At 58.0% G+C, this 19,780-nt stretch carries 17 protein-coding genes; 7 read left to right on the plus strand and 10 right to left on the minus strand.

Annotated elements, in window-relative coordinates:
* Positions 1–14: 14 nt before the first annotated feature.
* Genes INT39_RS14250 through coxB form a run of 3 tightly spaced genes read right to left on the minus strand, consistent with a single transcriptional unit; the run spans position 15 to position 3,304 of the window.
* Complete coding sequence (locus INT39_RS14250) at positions 15–575, minus strand: cytochrome c oxidase assembly protein (RefSeq protein ID WP_090275578.1); 561 nt, start codon at positions 573–575, stop codon at positions 15–17.
* A 10-nt stretch (positions 576–585) separates the two neighbouring features.
* Complete coding sequence (gene ctaD, locus INT39_RS14255; protein ID WP_193074642.1) at positions 586–2,169, minus strand: cytochrome c oxidase subunit I; 1,584 nt, start codon at positions 2,167–2,169, stop codon at positions 586–588.
* A 10-nt stretch (positions 2,170–2,179) separates the two neighbouring features.
* Entirely contained in the window at positions 2,180–3,304 is a 1,125-nt protein-coding gene (coxB, locus tag INT39_RS14260) for a cytochrome c oxidase subunit II (protein ID WP_193074643.1), read from the minus strand.
* A 330-nt stretch (positions 3,305–3,634) separates the two neighbouring features.
* Here coxB and INT39_RS14265 point away from each other — a divergent pair, with 330 nt between their 5' ends.
* Positions 3,635–4,279, plus strand: a complete 645-nt coding sequence (locus tag INT39_RS14265; protein WP_193074644.1) for a hypothetical protein — start codon at positions 3,635–3,637, stop codon at positions 4,277–4,279.
* Between the two features lie 128 nt (positions 4,280–4,407).
* Here the strand turns inward: INT39_RS14265 and INT39_RS14270 are convergent, their stop codons facing one another.
* Together INT39_RS14270 and prlC are read right to left on the minus strand one after the other, a co-directional pair.
* Positions 4,408–4,680: a YheV family putative zinc ribbon protein gene (locus INT39_RS14270; RefSeq protein ID WP_193074645.1), complete on the minus strand. Its 273-nt coding sequence runs from the start codon at positions 4,678–4,680 to the stop codon at positions 4,408–4,410.
* Entirely contained in the window at positions 4,677–6,737 is a 2,061-nt protein-coding gene (gene prlC, locus INT39_RS14275) for an oligopeptidase A (RefSeq protein ID WP_193074646.1), read from the minus strand. Before prlC ends, INT39_RS14270 begins: the two co-directional genes overlap by 4 nt.
* A 139-nt stretch (positions 6,738–6,876) precedes the next feature.
* Here prlC and INT39_RS14280 point away from each other — a divergent pair, with 139 nt between their 5' ends.
* The 3 genes from INT39_RS14280 to INT39_RS14290 all read left to right on the plus strand — a co-directional run bounded on the left by INT39_RS14280 (position 6,877) and on the right by INT39_RS14290 (position 9,706).
* Positions 6,877–7,419 (plus strand): gamma carbonic anhydrase family protein, encoded by a 543-nt coding sequence (locus INT39_RS14280; RefSeq protein WP_193074647.1) that lies wholly within the window; start codon positions 6,877–6,879, stop codon positions 7,417–7,419.
* Positions 7,420–7,479: 60 nt separating this feature from the next.
* A complete protein-coding gene (locus tag INT39_RS14285) occupies positions 7,480–8,598 on the plus strand; it encodes a GGDEF domain-containing protein (protein ID WP_193074648.1) in 1,119 nt (372 codons plus the stop codon).
* An 85-nt stretch (positions 8,599–8,683) separates the two neighbouring features.
* A complete protein-coding gene (locus INT39_RS14290) occupies positions 8,684–9,706 on the plus strand; it encodes an NADP-dependent oxidoreductase (RefSeq protein ID WP_193074649.1) in 1,023 nt (340 codons plus the stop codon).
* Between the two features lie 233 nt (positions 9,707–9,939).
* Here the strand turns inward: INT39_RS14290 and INT39_RS14295 are convergent, their stop codons facing one another.
* Positions 9,940–11,598 carry a long-chain-fatty-acid--CoA ligase gene (locus INT39_RS14295; RefSeq protein WP_193074650.1) on the minus strand — a complete coding sequence of 553 codons (1,659 nt, stop codon included), beginning with the start codon at positions 11,596–11,598 and terminating at the stop codon, positions 9,940–9,942.
* Between the two features lie 117 nt (positions 11,599–11,715).
* A complete protein-coding gene (locus tag INT39_RS14300; protein WP_193074651.1) occupies positions 11,716–13,377 on the minus strand; it encodes a tetratricopeptide repeat-containing response regulator in 1,662 nt (553 codons plus the stop codon).
* A 357-nt stretch (positions 13,378–13,734) separates the two neighbouring features.
* On the opposite strand from INT39_RS14300, the gene INT39_RS14305 reads away from it, so the two are divergent.
* Positions 13,735–14,454 (plus strand): response regulator transcription factor, encoded by a 720-nt coding sequence (locus tag INT39_RS14305; RefSeq protein WP_193074652.1) that lies wholly within the window; start codon positions 13,735–13,737, stop codon positions 14,452–14,454.
* A 180-nt stretch (positions 14,455–14,634) separates the two neighbouring features.
* Here INT39_RS14305 and INT39_RS14310 read toward each other — a convergent pair whose 3' ends face one another.
* From INT39_RS14310 to INT39_RS14320, 3 genes are read right to left on the minus strand one after another with little or no spacing between them, the layout of a single operon-like run.
* Complete coding sequence (locus INT39_RS14310) at positions 14,635–15,168, minus strand: TadE/TadG family type IV pilus assembly protein (protein WP_193074653.1); 534 nt, start codon at positions 15,166–15,168, stop codon at positions 14,635–14,637.
* The gene (locus tag INT39_RS14315) at positions 15,168–17,315 is read right to left on the minus strand and encodes a pilus assembly protein TadG-related protein (protein WP_193074654.1); all 2,148 of its coding nucleotides are present in this window, start codon (positions 17,313–17,315) and stop codon (positions 15,168–15,170) included. The genes INT39_RS14310 and INT39_RS14315 overlap by 1 nt, the downstream gene beginning before the upstream one ends.
* 2 nt (positions 17,316–17,317) lie before the next feature.
* Positions 17,318–17,764 (minus strand): TadE/TadG family type IV pilus assembly protein, encoded by a 447-nt coding sequence (locus INT39_RS14320; RefSeq protein ID WP_226944790.1) that lies wholly within the window; start codon positions 17,762–17,764, stop codon positions 17,318–17,320.
* A 305-nt stretch (positions 17,765–18,069) separates the two neighbouring features.
* Here INT39_RS14320 and INT39_RS14325 point away from each other — a divergent pair, with 305 nt between their 5' ends.
* Together INT39_RS14325 and INT39_RS14330 are read left to right on the plus strand one after the other, a co-directional pair.
* Positions 18,070–18,870 carry an OmpA family protein gene (locus tag INT39_RS14325; RefSeq protein ID WP_193074655.1) on the plus strand — a complete coding sequence of 267 codons (801 nt, stop codon included), beginning with the start codon at positions 18,070–18,072 and terminating at the stop codon, positions 18,868–18,870.
* Between the two features lie 126 nt (positions 18,871–18,996).
* Positions 18,997–19,780: BapA/Bap/LapF family prefix-like domain-containing protein (locus INT39_RS14330; RefSeq protein WP_193074656.1), on the plus strand; the 784-nt coding region annotated here is incomplete at its 3' end.

Consider the following 19,780-nt stretch of genomic DNA (forward strand, 5'->3'; position numbering starts at 1 on the left):
TCGGCAGCCGGAATTCAGTGTATTGCGGCCAGATCGAGACTGGCCGCCATGCGTTCGGTCACATCAAACAGGGTATAGGCCAGCGTGAGCCGTCGCACATCCTTCGGCAATGCCGGATCAACAACGAAGCGCACCGGCATTTCGATGCTTTCGCCAGGCTGCAGCACCTGCTGGGTAAAGCAGAAACACTCGGTCTTGTGCAGGAAAGCCGCCGCCCGGGAGGGGGCGACGCTGGGAATGGCCTGGGCCACCATCACCTTGTCGGTGGGGTTGTGGGCCAGGAAGTTGACGGTGCGAGCCTCGCCCGGATGCAGCACGACTTCGTCGTTTTGCGGGCCGAACGACCAGCGCATGCCTTCGGCATTGCTGGACACGAATTGCACCCGCACCTCACGTTGCATGTCCACCTGCTCCTGGCCTTGCCAGGCCGAACCGGCGGTTTTGCCGTTGATGCCGAAGGCCTGGCACATCACGTCGTAGATCGGTACCAGCAGAAAGCCGAAGGCGAACATGCCGACGACCAACAGCAGCAGCCGTTTGATCAGACTTCTGGTGCTCAGACCTTCCTCGCTCATGACAACCCCCTTATTTCACTTCCGGTGGTGTGGTGAAGGTGTGATAAGGCGCCGGTGACGGCACCGTCCACTCCAGTCCCTCAGCACCATCCCATGGCTTGGCCGGGGCGATCTTGCCGCCGCGCACGCACTTGATGACGATGTACAGGAACAATAGTTGAGTTGCGCCGAACATGAAGGCACCGATCGAGGACACCATGTTGAAATTGGCAAACATCATGTTGTAGTCGGGGATACGCCGCGGCATGCCGGCCAGACCGACGAAATGCATCGGGAAGAACGCCAGGTTCATGCCGACGAAGGACATCCAGAAATGTGTCTTGCCCAGCACCTCGTCATACATGTGCCCGGTCCACTTCGGCAGCCAGTAGTAGGCCGAGGCGAAGATGCCGAAGATGGCACCGGGTACCAGCACATAGTGGAAGTGCGCCACCACGAAGTAGGTGTCGTGATACTGGAAATCCGCCGGGGCGATGGCCAGCATCAGCCCGGAGAAGCCGCCGATGCTGAACAGGATGACGAAGGCGATGGCGAACAGCATCGGCGTCTCGAAGGTCAGCGAGCCGCGGAACATGGTGGTCGCCCAGTTGAACACCTTCACCCCGGTAGGCACCGCGATCAGCATGGTGGCATACATGAAGAACAGCTCGCCGGTCAGCGGAATGCCGACGGTGAACATGTGGTGTGCCCACACCGAGAAGGACAGGAAGGCGATCGCTCCGGTGGCGTATACCATGGAGGTATAGCCGAACAGCGGCTTGCGGCTGAACGCCGGAATTATCATGCTCACCGCGCCGAAGGCCGGCAGGATCATGATGTACACCTCGGGGTGACCGAAGAACCAGAACACATGCTGGAACAACACCGGATCACCACCGCCGGCGGCGTTGAAGAAGCTGGTGCCGAAATGGATATCCATCAGCATCATGGTCACCACCCCGGCCAGCACCGGCATCACCGCGATCAGCAGAAAGGCGGTAATCAGCCAGGTCCAGACGAACAGCGGCATCTTCATCAGGGTCATGCCGGGCGCGCGCAGGTTGAGAATGGTGGCGATGATGTTGATCGCGCCCATGATCGAACTGATGCCCGCCAGGTGTATGGCGAAAATGAAGAAGGTGGTGCTGTCCGGCCCGTAGGTGGTGGACAGCGGCGCGTAGAAGGTCCAGCCGAAGTTGGGTGCGCCACCCTCCATGAACAGGGTCGATATCAGCAACCCGAAGGCTGCCGGCAGCAGCCAGAAGCTGAAGTTGTTCATCCGTGGCAGAGCCATGTCCGGCGCGCCGATCATCAGCGGCACCATCCAGTTGGCCAGGCCGACGAAGGCCGGCATCACCGCGCCGAACACCATGATCAGACCGTGCATGGTGGTCATCTGGTTGAAGAATTCCGGTTGCACCAGCTGCAGGCCGGGCTGGAACAGTTCGGCGCGGATGACCATCGCCAGGGTGCCGCCGAGCAGGAACATGGCAAAGCTGAACCACAGGTACATCGAGCCGATGTCCTTGTGGTTGGTGGTCAGTATCCAGCGCATCGGACCCTTGGCCGGACCGTGGGCATGGTCGGCGTGATGATTGTCGATCACTGCACTCATGACAGGTCTCCTATTGGCCATTCTTGAAGTTGAGGATATCGATGGGCGCGACCACCTCGCCGGTGTCGTTACCCCAGGCGTTGCGTTCGTAGGTGATGACCGCGGCGATATCCACTTCCGACAGCTGCTTGCCGAAGGCGGCCATGGCCGTCCCCGGTACGCCGTTGACGACCACATCGATATGCGCAGCGACGTCGTTAAGCACCATGTCGCTGCCCTTGAGTCCAGGGAACATCGGCGGCAGGCCTTCGCCATTGGCCTGGTGACAGGCCACGCAGGTACTGGTGTAGACACGCTCGCCGCGCTCCAACAGCTCCTCCAGGGTCCATTCCTTGCTGGTCAGCTCGGCCTCGGCGGCCGCAGCAGCCTTCTTCTCGGCCAGCCAGGCGGCATAGTCTTCCGGTGTGCGCGCATCCACCACGATGGGCATGAAGGCATGGTCGCGGCCGCACAGTTCGGTGCATTGGCCACGATAGATGCCGGGTTCATCGATTCGCGTCCAGGACTCGTTGATGAAGCCGGGGATAGCGTCCTTCTTCACCGCCAGCGCCGGTACCCACCAGGAGTGGATGACGTCGTTGGCAGTGATCAACAGGCGGATTTTCTGCCCGGTTGGCACAACCATTGGCTCGTCGACTTCCAGCAGGTAATGCTCGCCCTTGGCGGCCTGGTTGCTGATCTGGTCACGTGGGGTCGCCAGATTGCTCATGAAGCTGACGTCTTCACCCAGATAGTTGTACTGCCAGCGCCACTGATAACCGGTGACCATGATGTCGATGTCAGAGTCTTCAGTGTCGTAGATTTCGATCAGGGTCTTGGTTGCCGGGATGGCCATACCGACCAGGATCAGCAGCGGAATGACCGTCCAGAGGATCTCGACGGTGAGGTTTTCATGAAACTTGGCGGGTACCGCGCCTCGGGAGCGGCGGTGCATGAACATCGACCAGAACATGACGCCGAAGACGATGGCGCCGATGATCACGGAGATCCAGAAAATGGTCATGTGCAGATCGAATACCGAACGGCTGACTTCCGTTGCCCCCGGACTCATGTTGACGGTCCAGCTGGCATTGGCATTGGCGCTGAGTGCAATCAGGAACAGGCCACCCAGCCAGGTGCGTGCATGTCGCAACATCCCGGTTTTCCCCTTGTTTATTGTTTTTATCACTCCTGGCGACGCCTGTAAGGTGTAACCAGATAAAACCGAGTATAGACCTGAAGGCGATCAAAGCAATGCTCTTGAGTCTGAATCTTCATTGAATTGTCAAGGGGACATGCGGTCCATTTCAGGGATCAGAAGCTTGAGCACGGCCCTTCTGGCAAGAAATCATCTGCGACTCAATATGTTTTCAGGCTCCCTGACGAGTCACTTTGACGATATGAAGGCACTCTGCTAGCTTGAATTCAGTTCAAACCCAAAGCATTTGTTGGCTCACCATCCGGTCCGCCATCAGTGGGAGTATTCATGAAGATTTCCGAGTTACGAGAGCGTGTCCGCACGGCGCGCGAAGAGGAAGGCAGCACCGACGCCTTGCGCCAATGGCTTGATCGAAAGCTACCGGCACTGCACCGGACCATCCGTATGCGCGATAATGCCGGTAACACACTATTCAATTTCATTCAGGCTTATATAGAACGGGTGCCGGATATATTGGAGGCCGCCCAGTCGGTAGCCAACCATGCAAAGATGCGGCCCCAGCTGATTCCGGTGTTGAAGGTGGCGGAAGATTTCTTCCTGCAACCCTCGGCTACGCCGGAAGCTGATCGGGGCTTGCTGGTCCTGCTGGATGAAGCTTATCTGGCCCACCGTCTGGTGGAAGAGGTCAACGACCGCTACGTCAATCATGGTGGCGAATCGCTGATTCCAATGAGCAACACCAAGGCCAACGTCATCGTGTATGAGCTGCTGGGTGAGGAATATGCCAACCAGCTGGATGCGGCGGTGGACGAGGCGGTAAACGGTTTATTGCCGGAAGACGTGTTCGACAGTCCGGCGTTTCTGGCCTACAAGGCCGGTATTGATGAAGACCTGCGTCAGGACATGTGGCGCCGCTGGCCGAGCATGGCCGAGGAGCTGGGCGTCGGACTTACCTGGCGAGAGGATGCCTGATTGATCCGTGAATGATGTGGCGGTGAAAGGGCTGCGCGGCTGTAGGAGCGGGCTTGCCCGCGAAGCTTTTCTGCCGGGCCCTTCGCGGGCAAGCCCGCTCCCACAGGGTAAGTGTCTGTAGCCACTGCTCAATCCTTCTTCTTCAACTTCGGATTGGGATAGAACTGCGCCACATGTGATGTAGCCGCCGGTTTGCTCGACGGCTGTATGGTCACGCGGGTGGGTATCTCCCGGGGCACGGAATTGCCCCGTTCATCCAGGGTGTCAGCATAACCACAGGCAACGCACTCGCGATGTGGCACATCTTCCACCTGATACATGCGGATGGTGTCCATCTTGCTGCACGCCGGGCAAACCGCCCCAGCGATGAAGCGTTTTACCGGTTCCGATTGATTGCTCATGCTGCTTGCTCCCCGATCAGGCCGCTGTGGCGCAGCAACGCGTCCACGGATGGCTCGCGCCCACGAAAGGCAACGAACAGCTCCATAGGTTCGCGGCTGCCGCCCCGGGCCAGAATGTTGTCGCGGAAGGCTTTGCCGGTCTCGGCATTGAAGATGCCTTCCTCCTCGAAGCGGGAGAAGGCATCGGCTGACAGCACTTCGGCCCACTTGTAGCTGTAGTAACCGGCGGCATAGCCCCCGGCGAAGATATGTGCAAAACCGTTCTCGAAACGGTTGAAGGCCGGCGGCGGCATGACCGAAATCTCATTGCGTACCGCTTGCAGCACCTCACGCGCGCTGCGGCTGTTACCATCCTGGGCGTGTAGCTCGAAGTCGAACAGCGAGAACTCGATCTGGCGCAGCATGCCCAAGCCGGACTGGAAGTTGCGCGCTGCCAGCATCTTATCCAGCAGATCGCGGGGCAATGGCTCGCCCGTTTCATGGTGCCCGGAAATCAGCGCCAGACCTTCCGGCTCCCAGCACCAGTTCTCCATGAACTGGCTGGGCAGCTCCACCGCATCCCAGGCCACGCCATTGATGCCGGAGGCTGACGGATAGTCGACGCGGGTCAGCAGATGGTGCAGGCCATGGCCGAACTCATGGAACAGGGTGGTGACTTCATCATGGGTCAGCAACGCCGGCTGCTCGCCCACGGCCGCAGTAGCGACTGGCGGCGTGAAGTTGCACACCAGATAGGCAATCGGTCGCTGCAGCTCGCCGCCAGGCAGACGTCGGCGATCACGGGCACCGTCCATCCAGGCACCGCCGCGTTTGTGGCTGCGGGCATACAGATCGAGGAAGAAACGTCCAATCACCTCGCCATTCTCCAGCACTTCGAACAGCCGGGCATCGGCATGCCAGCGCTCGAAGTCGCTCACCTCGCGCAATTCGATGCCATACAGCCGGCCGACCACGCCGAACATGCCCTGCAGCACCCGATCCACCGGGAACCAGGGACGCAGTTCTTCCTGGGAGATGGCGTAGCGGTGCTGGCGCAGTTGTTCTGCGTAGTAACCGGTGTCCCAGCTCTGCAGCTCGGTGCAGCCCTTGCTCGCCGCGAAATCCTGCAGCGCCTGCAGATCGGCTTCGGCAAACGGGCGGCTGCGCTGACCGAGGTCGCGCAGGAAACCCAGTACCTGATCGGTGCTGTCGGCCATCTTGGTTGCCAGCGACAGTTCGGCGTAATTGGCATAACCGAGCAACTGGGCCAGCTCGTGGCGCAGCTGCAGGATCTCTTCAATCAGCGGGCCATTGTCATTGTCACCGGCGTTCGGGCCTTGATCCGAGGCGCGGGTGCAATAGGCGGTATACACTTCCTCGCGCAGGGCACGGTCATTGGCATAGGTCATCACCGCGTAGTAGCTGGGGAATTCCAGGGTGATCAGCCAGCCGTCCAGCTCGCGGGCTGCGGCCGCCTGTTGTGCCTGGGCCATGGCCGAGTCGGGCAGGCCATCAAGCTGGCTGGCATCGGTAATATGCTTGGTCCAGGCTTGTGTGGCGTCCATCAGCTGGTTGGAAAACCGGCTCTGCAGTTCCGACAGGCGCATCTGCAATTCACCGTAGCGCTTCTGTTGCTCCGGCGGCAGGGCGATACCGGACAGACGAAAGTCGCGCAGGGCATGTTCGATGATGGTCTGCTGGGCAGCGTCGAGCTGGCTGAAACCATCACTATCTGCCAACTGGCGATAGGCGGCATACAGCGCCTGATTCTGGCCCATCTCGGTGGAGAACTCGCTGAGCAGCGGCAGGCAGCTGTTATAGGCATCGCGCAGCTCGGCGCTGTTCATTACCGCATTCAGGTGGCTGACTGGTGACCAGGCGAGGGTCAGACGCTCACCGATCTCATCCAGTGGCTCGATCAGGGTGTCCCAGTTCCACTGCGCCGGCGGGCTGTCCAACAACGCAGCCAGCTGTGCCCGACTGTCCGCCAGCACCTGCTCGATGGCCGGTTTAACATGGCTCGGCTGGATTGAGCTGAACGGGGGCAGGTCGTAGGATTGCAGCAGCGGATTGGACATGACGGGGTTTCCTGAATAGCGTGGGCTCGTACAATGACCGTCATGATAACAACCAGACGGTGATTGGCGCTCGGCAAAGGCCGGAACACAATTACTACTATAGATGCAGGCGACAGCCAGCCAATTCAAGGGGTAAGTGATGAATATACGCCGATTCGCGGGCAAGACTCCGCAACTGGGCGAGCGCGTGCTGGTCGACAGCAGCGCGGTGGTTCTGGGAGATGTGGAACTGGGCGACGACTGCTCGGTATGGCCGGCCACGGTGATCCGTGGTGACATGCATCGTATCCGTATCGGTGCGCGCACCAGCGTTCAGGACGGCAGTGTATTGCATATCACCCACGCCGGCCCCTTCAGCCCGGACGGCTATCCGCTGATCATCGGTGACGACGTGACCATCGGCCACAAGGTGCTGCTGCACGGCTGCACCATAGGTAGCCGGATACTCATCGGCATGGGCAGCATCGTCATGGACGGCGCCGTCATTGAAGATGAAGTGGTCCTGGGTGCCGGGAGCCTGGTGCCCGCCAACAAAACGTTGCGCAGCGGTTATATGTACATGGGTAGCCCAGCGCGGGAAGTGCGGCCGCTGAGCGAAAAGGAAAGGTCATTCTTTACCTATACCGCGGGTAACTATGTGCGCCTGAAGGATCAGTATCTGCAGGAGAATGAATCCTCCTGAGCAGTAACTGGCATTCGAAGATCCCTGACCTATAATCAATTTTTTGTCAGGGAGGCGGTCATGTCAGGGAATACTGTCAAAAAACAGACGACAGACAAAAGACGCGGCGGGTTGGAACAGGAGGACAGCCGCGTCCTGATGCGGCTGATCTACGTCTCGACAGGACTGACCATCGGTTTTTTCGCAGTGCTGCAGGGGCTCAATGGCAACCTGCCGATGGCGGGTATCGAAGCCGTCGGCAGTGTGCTGCTGCTCGGTGGCGCTTACCGACTCGCCCATGTGCGTAACCTGACTCCCTGGATCTACCTTTACCTGCTGCCCACCTACAGTTTCCTCATCTACATCATCATCATGCCCGAGGCATCCGTTTCGGCTTTCGTCTGGGTCTACATGATTCCACTGATGGCCTATCTGCTGCTGGGCAAGGCCGCTGGCTTCATCGTCACGGTACCCTTCGCTATCGTTGCCATAATCGCCTACCTGATCAAGCATCCGGGCCAGCTGCAGGGGGCGGGTGTGATCGATATGGGCAATGCATTGCTCTGCGGTCTGTTGATCATGCTGTTCGTGCACGTCTATGAGGCACGGCGGGCCGCTGCCCAGCAGCTATTGCGGGAACTGGCGGAAACTGATGGACTGACCGGCGTGGCCAATCGCAGCAGCTTCCAACGACTGCTGGATGACAGTATCGCCCTCGGTGGGCGCAGCGATGAGTGTCTGGTACTGGTGTTGCTGGATCTGGACCACTTCAAAGTAGTCAACGACCGCTGGGGACACGAGGCGGGTGATCAGGCGCTGCGGCACATCTGTGCCTGCATCGACGCACGTCTGCGCAAGACCGACATGCTGGCCCGACTCGGCGGAGAGGAGTTCGCCATCCTGTTGCGCCGCACCGATAGCGCCGAGGCGCGGCCGCTGGTCGAAGCACTGCGGCTGCAGATAGCGACCACTCCGCTGTACTACGGCGAGCAGGAAATACCCCTGTCCGCTACCTTTGGCCTCGCCGAATGGCCAGTGGATGCGAAAGACGCTGAGCAGCTTTACCGCTGCGCGGATCAGCGACTCTACCGAGGCAAGCATCTGGGACGTAACCAGCTGATATTCCATGACGTGCTGCCGGCCGACCTTCTTCAGCCGCATGCAGGACTATTGCTGTCATCTGATCATTCCCGTGAATAACAGGCGGAACTGCTTCAGCACTGGTTTATGATCAGGCACACATCGGGCTCGGGCCCGCTTCACCCACGGATCATGCGAGGTTGTCATGTCTGCTTATACCAACCGAAAAATAATACTCAACAAGCGTCCCCAAGGGGAAATCCGCGACGGTGATCTCGTCCTGAAAGAACATCCCGTGCGCGAGCTGCGCGACGGTGAAATCCTGATCAAGACACTGTGGCTGTCACTTGATCCCTACATGCGTCCGCGCATGAATGATGCCAAGGGCTATATGGACCCGGTTGGTATCGGCGAAGTCATGGTCGGCGAAAGCGTCGGCCGGGTGATCGAGTCGAAATCGCCGAACTACAGCGAAGGCGATCTGGTCACCTGTTATTCCGGCTGGCAGGAATACAGCGTGGTGCCCGGCGATGCGCCGATGATCTATAAGATCGATCCTCGTGGCGTGCCGCTGCAGGCTTATCTGGGTGTGGCTGGCATGCCCGGGCGTACCGGTTATTGTGGGCTGACCTATGTCGGCAAACCCAAGGCTGGGGAAACCGTGGTGGTCGCTGCTGCTTCCGGCCCGGTCGGTAGCGTGGTGGGCCAGACAGCCAAACAGCTTGGCTGTCGTGTGGTTGGCGTCGCCGGTGGTGCGGAAAAATGCCACTTCGTGGTGGATGAGCTGGGTTTTGATGCCTGTGTTGATTACAAGGCGGGCAACCTGGATGCGGATCTGGCAGCAGCCTGCCCGGACGGTATTGATGTGTATTTCGAGAACGTCGGCGGGGATGTCAGCCGGGCGGTAGCCAAGCTGCTCAACGACGGCTCTCGGGTGCCGATCTGCGGTTATGTCTCGGCCTACAACGCCGAGGACGCCAGCAAGGTAGAAACCCCGTTCCACATTTTCGGCAAACTGGAAAACCCGCCGGAGCACCGTTTCTTCCTGGTCACCGAATGGCAGGACCGACACCAGGAAATCACCACGCTACTGGCCGAGCAGGTGGCCAGCGGGAATATCAAATACAGCGAGACGGTTGCCGAAGGGCTGGACAACGCGGTAGAAGCTTTCAAGGGTATGCTCAACGGCAAGAACTTCGGCAAGCAGCTGGTGCATATCGCCGACTGAGTGCATCTCACCCCGCAGCCGTGCAACCTGCCAGTTCGGACGCAGGAGCGTCCACGGCGCGGTTCCCACGCGGAGCATGGGAACCATCAAAACCGAGTGCTGGCTCCATTATCCGATCATTCCCACGCTCCAGCGTGGGAATGCCTGCCGGGACGCTCTGCGTCCCAATCCCATCGCTGCGTAGACTGATCAATTCGGACGCTGCGCCGCGCTTCCGGTGCGGCGCAGTCAGCTCAACCTTCTGCCCACTCCTGCTCCTGCAAGGCTCGCCACATGATCTTGCCGGTAGGTGATTTGGGCAGGGCGTCGGTGAATTGCACCAGTTTCGGGCATTTGTAGGCCGACATATTGGCCTGGCACCAACTGACGATGTCATCAGCACTGGTATCGGCATGTCCGGCCGCCAGCACCACCACCGCCTTCACTGTTTCCCCGCGGCGCTCATCCGGCACCGAGATCACGCACACCTCCTGCACCGCCGGGTGGCTGTATAGCAGGGACTCCACCTCCGCCGGCCAGACCTTGTAGCCCGAGGCGTTGATCATCCGCTTGACCCGATCCACCAGGAAGAAGTAACCCTCTTCGTCGTAATAACCCAGATCACCAGTGCGGAAGAAGCGTTTGCCATCCAGCTCGATGAAAGCCTCGGCGGTGGCCTCCGGGCGGCGCCAGTAGCCTTGAAACAATTGCTCGCCCTGCAACACGATCTCACCGACCTCGCCCACGCCGACTTCCTGCAGGCTATCCACATCGACCACCCGCGAGTCGACCCCGATGATCGGAATGCCCAGGCACTGCGGCTTGGCCGCCAGCGGTGGGTTCATGTGGGTGGCGCTGAGAGTTTCCGACAGGCCGTAGCCCTCGGAATAGCGCAGCCCCAGTTTGCCTTCCAACTTGGCGGCAATGGCAGCCGGCATGGCAGCACCGCCGCCGCCGATGGCCTGCAGGCTGCTGATATCGTACTGATCGATATCCGGATCGGACAGCAAGTCCACCACCATGGTCGGGATATTGCGCCAGGCGGTGATGCCGTGACGCTCGATCAACTTCGCTGCGGTCCGCCGGTCCCAGCGGGTCATGATCACCTGGGTGGCACCGAGATAAATGGCAGCATTCATGCACACCTGCATGCCGGTGACATGGAACATGGGTACTGACACCAGTTGCACGCCATTATGCTGACTATTGCCCCAGACCGACGGATAGACCGTGGTTGCCATGGCGCTGTGGTGGGTATGCGCGCAACCCTTGGGGTTGCCGGTGGTGCCGGAGCTGTAGGGAATCACGCACAGGTCATCTGGCCCGGCCGTCAGCGGCCCCGGCTCGTAGGCGGCATCCAGAGCCTGCTGCCAGGCGGTAAGGCCATCGCGATGGAGCATGTCGGCGGACAGGGTCACTGCCTCGGGCAGTTCCAGATCGGTGGGTTCACGCACGTAGTCGCCGTAGGTGGCGACTACCACTTCGCGCAGTCCGGTATTGCCGAGCAGATCGCCGATGTTATCCAGCAGTTCGCGGCCGCACAGGGCGACCTGCGCCTCAGTGTCGGCGATCAGGTATTCCAGTTCGGCCTTGCGGTTCATCGGGTTGACCGGCACCACCACGGCATTGGCCCGCAGAATGGCGTAGAAGCCGATGACGAATTGCGGACTGTTCTGCATATACAGCAAGACACGGTCGCCCGCCTTTACGCCAGCACGCTGCAGATAACCGGCCAGCGCCTCGGCCTGGCGTTCGAGTTCGGCGTAGGTCAGCGTGGAGCCGTAATAGAGGATGGCGGGGTGTTGCGGGTAACGCAGGGCGGAGATGCTCAGGTTGGTATAGAGACTGGTGGCTGGCAGGTTGAGAAAATGCGGTACCAGATCAGGCCAGACGGCGTAATGACGATCGAACATACGCGAGGGCTCCGTGGGCGGTTGTTATCATTGTCGAGCCCTCAGCTAAGCATGTCCTGCGCCGCTGGCAAACCGTCAGAACCCATGGTGTTGATGGGTCATAAGTGCAGCAACGCGTCATTTTCGATGCTGTAGCTGCTCCAGCCGTTCACGAAGCTTGCGGTAGCGCTCGCGGCGATGATCATTGGATGGCATCCCGTCCGCCTGCTGCAGGCAGCGTTCACACTCGGCCAGCAGTTCCGGTTTCGGATCGGCGGCAATCAGACGCAGCAGCGACTGTGCGGTGTTCAAGGCGAAGCTGATATTGCGCGGCTGGCTGGCCAGCGCCTGGCGGAACCGTTGTAGCGCCTCGGCATAGTTCTTCTGCTGGTACAGCCGGATGGCCTGGCGATTCCACTCCAGTGCCTGAGAGCCGGCCGCAAGGATATCCGGATTGTCGGTATGCCGGGCGATGTCGGCCAATACCGCCGGGTCGTCACCGTACATCTCGACACAGGTAGCCAACATCGCATCGGCTGGCCCGGCCTGGTCCAGATCACGCAGTTGCCCGGCCACCTGCAGGGCGACCTCGGCATCGAAGAAGCTCTCCAGCTGCGCGACATCAGCCGCCACCTGCTCTGCCAGTCGACGGGCCTCGACTGCTTGGCCACTCTTGTCCAGGGTGCGGGCCTGCATCAGGCGTGAACGCACCGACAGCCCCGGGTCGTTGCGCCAGGCCTTGTCCAGCTCGCCCAGGGTCTGACGAATTTCCGCCACGGCCCGTTGACCGAGTGCCCCGTTCTCGGCCTGGGCGGTGAGACTGGAGGCGAGATTCAGATGGTTTTCGGCATTGCGGAACAGTGAATTGCGGCCCAGATCGACGGCCTGGCGGAAGGCCCGTGCAGCCTGCTCATGATCATTGTTGCGTTGCGCGACCTGCCCCATGCGTTCCTGGCGCTGCAGCGAATTGGGCGAAACACGCAGTCCCTGCTGCAGGTGCTGCTGGGCCTCCTCCGGGTTGCCGCGGGCCAGTTCGGTGGCCGCCAGCCCGTCGTACAGTGCCGGGATCAGCGGGAATTGACGAATACCGTCCTGATACAGTGCCAGCGCCTGGTCCAGCTGGCCGTTCTCACGCCACAGATCAGCCAGCGCCACCAGCGCCCAAGGCAGTGGCCGCTCGCTGATCAGCGACTGCAGCAGGCGCTCCTGATCCTGGCGTCGGTCCAGGGCGGCCAGCGCCGTCACCTGATGCCGGCGGCATTGCGGAGCATACCGTGGATGCGCTGCTATTACCGCTGCGCAGGCTTCCAGCACTGCCATATGATCGGCGCGCATCTGCGCATCCAGTACGGGATGCAGCACGGTCTTCATGGCGATCAACTTGTCCAGCCGCTGCTGCAGGCTGGCCAGGTTGAAGGGTTTGGTCAGATAGCTGTCCGGTTCGCACTCCAACGCCGCCATGACCATGGCCTGGCTGCTTTCGGCGGAGATCATGATGAATATGCAATGCGGGCTGAGCAGCTTTTCATGGTGCAGCTCTTCCAGTACCTGTTGCCCATTCTTGCCCTTGCCGAGGTTGTAGTCGTGGAGAATGACGTCATAGGTGTGCTTGCGGCACAGCGCCAGTGCCTCCTCACCATTGACCGCCACATCGATATGCTCCACACCCATCTGGCGCAGCATGCCGGTGAGCGCCGAGCGGAAATCGGTGAAGTCATCCACGATGAGAAAACGCTTGTTGTTGTATTCGACCATCTTGCCATCCGCTTCGATGCCTGCCTCAGATTGCAGTTGTTTCATTGTAGCTGGATCGGACCAAGGGCGTAATGGCTACTGGCCTTGACCCTGGTTGGGGACCCGTACCCCGCCACTCAGCGCATGGATTGTTAACAATATGCCAAAAATGGGGCAGATCGAGGGCTCGGGAGTAGAGAAGAACAACGATGAGGCAGGCTTTTCCTAAGGAAAACTCCTGCTAAGCTATAAAAAAATCTGAAATTGTCTGGAAAATCGCCGTGTTATCGGTGGCTGTGTTAAATTGCCCCGGATAGGCTGCGACATATAATCGCAGGGGGATGACTCGTCGTAATCAAAGGGGTCGGTTGCTTTTGATTGCATTTGTAACCGCTGGTATCTGCGCGGGGGGCCAACGACAATATGAACGATTTGAATAAAGTGCTTATTGTTGACAATGAGCCTTTCATTGTCGAAGAATTGACCGAGTTCTTTTGCGCCAACGGCCTGGACTGCGTTGCCTGCGTCAGCTCCACCGAGGCGATTGAGCGCTTCCACGAGGATGCGACCATCGGCGTGGTACTCAGCGATTACCGCATGCCGGGAATCAACGGTATCGAGCTGATCAAGCTGCTGAACCGAACCCGATCCGCCGACCGAGTATTTGAAAGCATATTGTTCACCGGCGATGCGGAAAAGGACGACGTCATTGATGCTCTGCGGGCAGGCGTTTCTGATTACTATCAAAAGCCGCTGGATCTGGATGCCTTGCTGGTCGGGGTCCGTCGTTTGCAGGCCAGTGTTCAGCAGCGGTTCGCCGCGACCAAGGTGGAAACGATCAGCGAGCGGATCAAGGAAATGGCCGAGTCGTTGCAGGAGCTGCAACAGGGTGTCAGCGGGTTGAGTAGCACTGAGGTAGTCGAGCCGCTACCGATTGTGGAATTACCCGGCTATTCCCAGCTATCCCCACGCCAGATCGAAGTCGCTGAACTGCTGGCCAAAGGGCTGACCAACTACCAGATTTCCTGCGAACTGGGTATTTCGGAGAACACCGTCAAGTTGTATGTTTCCCAGGTGCTGCGTGCCACAAACATGCATAACCGTACGCTGCTGGCGCTGGCTCTGGGGGGGCGCAACCGCTGAGTACTGACCCAGGGCGCGCTTCGCACGCCGTCGCCCCGAGGCGGGCCTCCTACAGTTAAAGAACCCAGCCAGACAACTCGTGCCCTGAAATATTCGCGCTGACATGTAGGAGGGGCGCCACGCCGCGACGGCGGCCGCAGGACGCCCGGGTGTTCAAGCAGTCAAGATTTCTGGTGCACATCAAAGCCGGATAGTAGAGCGCCCACGAAGGAAGGTGTCGCCGTTCTCATCCTTGGGTAAGTTTGGAATGCCGCCGAACACGGGCAGGATTGGGATGATTGGGTTTTTGTCGTATTCGCGTTGCAGGCAGATATTCAGGTGATAGCGGGGTTGGGCAAAAGATGCTTGCTTGTCCTCCCGGTAATGGCCATATGATTTACCCTCGTATGGAGGGAGGGGGTCCCAATCAGGTGTGGGTGCAGGACAATCGTCCTGCACCCATTCCGATGGTAACCAACTGCCATCGACCGTCTCGTATACCTGCTGACTGATACGCTCAAGATAACTTTCTACGACTGGGCTAACCCGCACCGCATCCCTGGCGGCGTCGGCGCTGATTTGTTTGAAGCTCAGGGTCAGCAGAAATGGGATGCTGTAGGCGATAATCGCGTACAGCAAAGCAAAGAACACCATGAATAACACGGCAAACTCGATGGCGACCGCGCCGCGTTGCTTTTTTGCCTCTGCTAACTTTCTGCGTATGATTATATTCATCAGCGCACTAGCCTTGGGGCACCGCAGTTTGCATCATGTACGGTGACTTTGCTTTGACCGATCTTGAGTCCCAGAAGGTCGCTGAGTATAGGAGTGAGGACATACTCTCCAACGAAATCTAAGAGGCGTTTTAAAGGATCAATTACTAAGCTTAATACGCCTTGTAAAAGCGGGTTGGTAACCTTGCTTAGGCAGAAGCCGAAGAGGCATACATCAAGTGAAGCTGTACTGGACTTCGACTGTAGCGATTCGATCAAAGAAGACTTGACGCAGTTTTTCGTGTGGCTTCCCGATCCACAAGAAGCACCCACCACGCGGTCTCTCCAGTTGTCTGGCATGGCTTTTTTCCCCAGCTCAATACAGCCGACAATTGGAAGGCAGAGAGGCAAGGCGGGGTTGTCCCAGTTAAAGCCATCCTCTTCCAGTTTTCCTTTTATCGTATCTAGTTGAGAGTTTGTATATTCTTCTCCATTTGTTGGGGGGGTGTTGCTAATGTAACTATTTGCAATATCCTCAGCCATTTCTGTAGTAATAGCGTCTGGTATGTCCTGAGAGGTAAGAGTTAAATTCAAAAGTTCGTCTATAATCTCTTTCACCAAAGTGCCGGTGGGAAGTTCGTTTGGTTGGCCAAGCTGAGTGCTGGGTAAATTGGTAAGAGTGAACGATAGTCGGTCATCTGTTGGATTTTTGAGTACAGGTAAACCTATGCTACCTTTTACCAAGCTGATGCCGAGAGCGCTTGCCAAGGTTACGTCTTCGACTTTCCCTAAGCAGCTTTCACTGGTAGACCACATGGTACCCGCAGGCATATCTCCAATACAGATATCCGCTATGGAGCCTGTGGTTTCTATTTCAGCTTCGGGATTAGAGCCATCACAAGTCAGCTTGGTCAGCTTTGCAGTGGCGTTTGTGATTTCAATAATGACGGGTAGGTGGACGCGAGTGTCTAGAGCATCCAACAGGCCGCCAATCAGCAGGGTATCACTGGTGTCGGCGTCTATCAGTAACCTGATCTGCGCATTGTGAGCTGTAGTACCCACAGGGCCAATGCCGATTGAAGGGGGCTCGACAATGCCTGCTTCTAATTTTACAAGGCCAAGAAGATCCAGGCTTTCAGCAGGTACTCCAATGTCGGAAGGAGCACCGATGGATATTCCTCTACCTTGAGCGCCTATAAGGATAGCTGTCCTGAGAATCTCCCCAAGATTGATGCGAGTATCCAGTGCTGCTCCCAAGGGCGCATTGGTATCTACAGATATGATTCCAGGAATTTTATTACCATATTGGTCATAAGTTGAGAAAAGTTGTAGCTGTAAATCCTCAAGCCCGACAGGAATAGCTGCTGCATCCAATAGGTCAATGCCAACGTTTGCGGCGTCTTCTGCAATGAGCTTTATAGAGGCATCGAGTAGTTGTGGAAGAGTGAACAGGTTGGCACCGACACCTAGCTCTTTTATCAGGCCCTCAGGTGTTAAGGCTTTTAAATCTATATTAGATTTTACACCGAGCGCTTTCAGTAAGCCGGAAGGAGTGATTTTAACGGCAGCTAAGCCGTCCGAGGTGAGCAGTTTTAGTGTTTCGGTGTTCAAGCCAACTCCTGAGAGTAATTTGGCCAACAGCCCGCTTTCATCTAGGGTGAGTAATTGAGACTCAACTGAAAAAACCGCCACCGGTTCATCCCGCGCTGCTACGGCAGTGGCGCGTAGAGTGATTTTATCTGTCAGGCTGCTATTGAATACGCTGCCGACCTGCAGGATCAGGCTGCTTGGCACGTCATGGGCTACGGTAACTTCCACAGCCCGCCCGCTGGTCTCGTTGGGAGTAGCTACTCGTAAGCCGTCTAGCTGTTCGATATCCACGCATTGGAGAGTCAGACCGCCCGTAAAGCCATTGGCGTCAGCGTTATCGTTGGCATTCGTTTTGGTCAGCCCCCGATCTGTTGAGCAGTTACCATCCGGCAATAACAACAGGGCACCCAGCGCCGCAGTATCAGCGACTTTCTGCAGTTTGCGCTGTTCCATATACAGGCGGCCGCTATCCAACACCAATACCAGGAACATCAGCAGCATCAGAAGAGTAAAAGCAGCCATGATGCTAAATGCGCCGTGCTGTCTTTGCCGGTTGAGTAGTAAATGGGGGAATGTCATGACTAACCTTCTTCCTTGGCTTGGCGAAGGATGGTGGCCTCGCCTTTTATTTCCTGCGGCAGTACCGGGAAGCGCCAGCCGAATAGGGCAACCTGCGGGATGATGGAAGCGGGAGCTGCATGTCTAATGCAAGCAGATAGCTCCTTGGGGGACTGTCTTAGATAGCCGTCATAGCCTTTGCAAATACTTTTCCAGTCATCGGGTAACCAAGAATCTTCGACCACCGCCTTAGCCAGCGCAAGGCGCCGACTGTCGCCCCCACGATCATAGTTATGCAGAATGGCTTCACGGGCGGCTTCGCTGGCTACCTCCTGATAGCTCGCTGCGAGCAACAACGGCACAAAATATCCCACCATCCCATAAAACAGCATGAACACCAGCACAAACATACCGGCAAACTCGATGCTGGCCACGCCCCGCTGTCGGGTTGCTGTTGTCTGTCGTTTCATATCCTGGCCTGCTGCCAAATGGTCGGTTGGCAGGTTGTTCGTGGGATTCTGAGTGATGGCGTGTTGGTACTGCTGCTTTATAGGGTATGGCTGTGATGGTGGGAATAGTCACTTGTTATTAAGTAGTAAGTTTTCCGCAGAGAGCTGGTGACGGTATGTCTGCATATGGCGCCATTCCGACTAGTACTAATTTGATATTTCTTCTTTCTTGGTACTGCCTAAGCTAGCGGCATACAGAACCCTCGCCTGGGTCAGAGTCGGGTGGGGTCTCGCCGTTGGCTATGGATTTGGATAATGGAGTTCCCATGGGAATCGTGATGAGAATAACAGCCCTGTGTGTGCTGGCCGTTTTGACTGGTTGCGCAAGCGTAAATAATGGGGGTACGCAGCCGCTGGCACCTTCGGAGTTTGATGATATTCAGGTGAAAGTGGATGAGCTGGGCCCTGACTATGTACGTGACGGCGTTGCGATTACGCCAAAGGCTATTTCCCAGGTGGTTCCCGGCAGCAGCAAAAGCGACGTCAGGAGGCTGCTGGGCGGTCCCGTCGATGCAACCAATCAACGGTGGTGGCTCTACAACATCAATTTGCCCCTGGAGGCCGGTGGCAGTTATCTGGTGTGCCAGTACGGCGTCGCCTTTGATCCTGCGGGCCAGGTAGCCAGCACCGAGTGGCGCAGACCGCAGTGCAAGTCGCGCTACGAAGAACTGATCCAGCCGGATGTTCCGGATGTTGAAGAGATCACCTTGTTCAGCGACGTGCTTTTTGGTTATGACAGCGCGACGCTTTCCGCTGAAGGGCTGAAAGAGCTGGATCTCGCTGCCCATGTTGTGGCCAACAAGATGCAACTCGACCGTGTGGTTGTAGTAGGTCATACCGACCGCATCGGTTCTGACAGCTACAACGATGCGCTTTCCAAGCGCCGTGCAGAGGTGGTTCGCAGCCATCTGATTTCCAAAGGAATTAATAGTTATCTGATTTCCGCCGAGGGGCGTGGTTCCAGAGAGCCGCTCATCGAGTGCCAAGGCAACAGAATTACGGCATCCCTCAAGCAATGTCTGCAGCCCAATCGGCGCGTGCAGATCATGATTTACGGCCAGCGTTGAAAGGGGAATCTGCCTCGCATCAGCAAGGGCGGCTCGATAAGCCGCCCCTTGTTTGCCAGATAGTTCTGGGTGCATAGGTTCAGCGCTAATTAAGAAGCTAGAAATTCGTTTTTGGAGTAATTCAGCATGGCAGCCACAATCGATATCATTGAAAAGAGCGGCGGTTCATCTACGAGCGTACCGGTGAGCGGTGAAATCACCCTCGCAGATTCCAGTGTCGTCAAGTTACCTTTCGGCCCCGAGCAATTGTCATCGACCACCCGCGTAGGCAATGACCTGGAGGTGGTCCTCAAAAGTGGCGAGAAGGTACTGCTCAAGAACTTCTTTGGCGTGCCCGGTGTGGAAGAGCGCAGTGAGCTGATGCTCGAGGATGAAAACGGTGTTGTATGGCTTGGCCAATACGACTCGTCGACTGCCGACTTCGCCTTTGCCGAGGTATCTGAGGTGGCTGCCGCCGGTGGGATGCCTGATTGGGGCTGGCTGGTGCTCGGGTTGCTGGGCGCAGGTGCCCTCGCGGCAATCATTGATGACAATCGTTCCTCTTCTTCCTCCTCCCGTCATGTGCCGGATGATGGCGACGCCGATGCAGACGCTGATGCTGACGCAGATGCCGACGCCGATGCCGACGCCGATGCTGACGCTGACGCCGACGCAGATGCGGACGCCGATGCAGATGCAGATGCCGATGCAGACGCTGATGCAGACGCTGATGCAGATGCCGACGCTGATGCCGACGCCGACGCCGACGCCGACGCCGATGCAGACGCAGACGCTGATGCAGACGCGGACGCTGATGCTGATGCTGATGCCGATGCCGATGCAGATGCAGATGCAGATGCAGATGCAGATGCCGACGCCGATGCCGACGCCGACGCCGATGCTGATGCAGACGCAGATGCCGATGCGGACG

Source organism: Pseudomonas sp. FME51 (assembly GCF_014897305.1).

What these genes read in the sequence shown, in the direction of transcription:
- INT39_RS14250 (WP_090275578.1), bottom strand. Translation starts at nt 575, where the DNA reads ATGAGCGAGGAAGGTCTGAGCACCAGAAGTCTGATCAAACGGCTGCTG.
- ctaD (WP_193074642.1), bottom strand. Translation starts at nt 2,169, where the DNA reads ATGAGTGCAGTGATCGACAATCATCACGCCGACCATGCCCACGGTCCG.
- coxB (WP_193074643.1), bottom strand. Translation starts at nt 3,304, where the DNA reads ATGTTGCGACATGCACGCACCTGGCTGGGTGGCCTGTTCCTGATTGCA.
- INT39_RS14265 (WP_193074644.1), top strand. Translation starts at nt 3,635, where the DNA reads ATGAAGATTTCCGAGTTACGAGAGCGTGTCCGCACGGCGCGCGAAGAG.
- INT39_RS14270 (WP_193074645.1), bottom strand. Translation starts at nt 4,680, where the DNA reads ATGAGCAATCAATCGGAACCGGTAAAACGCTTCATCGCTGGGGCGGTT.
- prlC (WP_193074646.1), bottom strand. Translation starts at nt 6,737, where the DNA reads ATGTCCAATCCGCTGCTGCAATCCTACGACCTGCCCCCGTTCAGCTCA.
- INT39_RS14280 (WP_193074647.1), top strand. Translation starts at nt 6,877, where the DNA reads ATGAATATACGCCGATTCGCGGGCAAGACTCCGCAACTGGGCGAGCGC.
- INT39_RS14285 (WP_193074648.1), top strand. Translation starts at nt 7,480, where the DNA reads ATGTCAGGGAATACTGTCAAAAAACAGACGACAGACAAAAGACGCGGC.
- INT39_RS14290 (WP_193074649.1), top strand. Translation starts at nt 8,684, where the DNA reads ATGTCTGCTTATACCAACCGAAAAATAATACTCAACAAGCGTCCCCAA.
- INT39_RS14295 (WP_193074650.1), bottom strand. Translation starts at nt 11,598, where the DNA reads ATGTTCGATCGTCATTACGCCGTCTGGCCTGATCTGGTACCGCATTTT.
- INT39_RS14300 (WP_193074651.1), bottom strand. Translation starts at nt 13,377, where the DNA reads ATGAAACAACTGCAATCTGAGGCAGGCATCGAAGCGGATGGCAAGATG.
- INT39_RS14305 (WP_193074652.1), top strand. Translation starts at nt 13,735, where the DNA reads ATGAACGATTTGAATAAAGTGCTTATTGTTGACAATGAGCCTTTCATT.
- INT39_RS14310 (WP_193074653.1), bottom strand. Translation starts at nt 15,168, where the DNA reads ATGAATATAATCATACGCAGAAAGTTAGCAGAGGCAAAAAAGCAACGC.
- INT39_RS14315 (WP_193074654.1), bottom strand. Translation starts at nt 17,315, where the DNA reads ATGACATTCCCCCATTTACTACTCAACCGGCAAAGACAGCACGGCGCA.
- INT39_RS14320 (WP_226944790.1), bottom strand. Translation starts at nt 17,764, where the DNA reads ATGAAACGACAGACAACAGCAACCCGACAGCGGGGCGTGGCCAGCATC.
- INT39_RS14325 (WP_193074655.1), top strand. Translation starts at nt 18,070, where the DNA reads ATGGGAATCGTGATGAGAATAACAGCCCTGTGTGTGCTGGCCGTTTTG.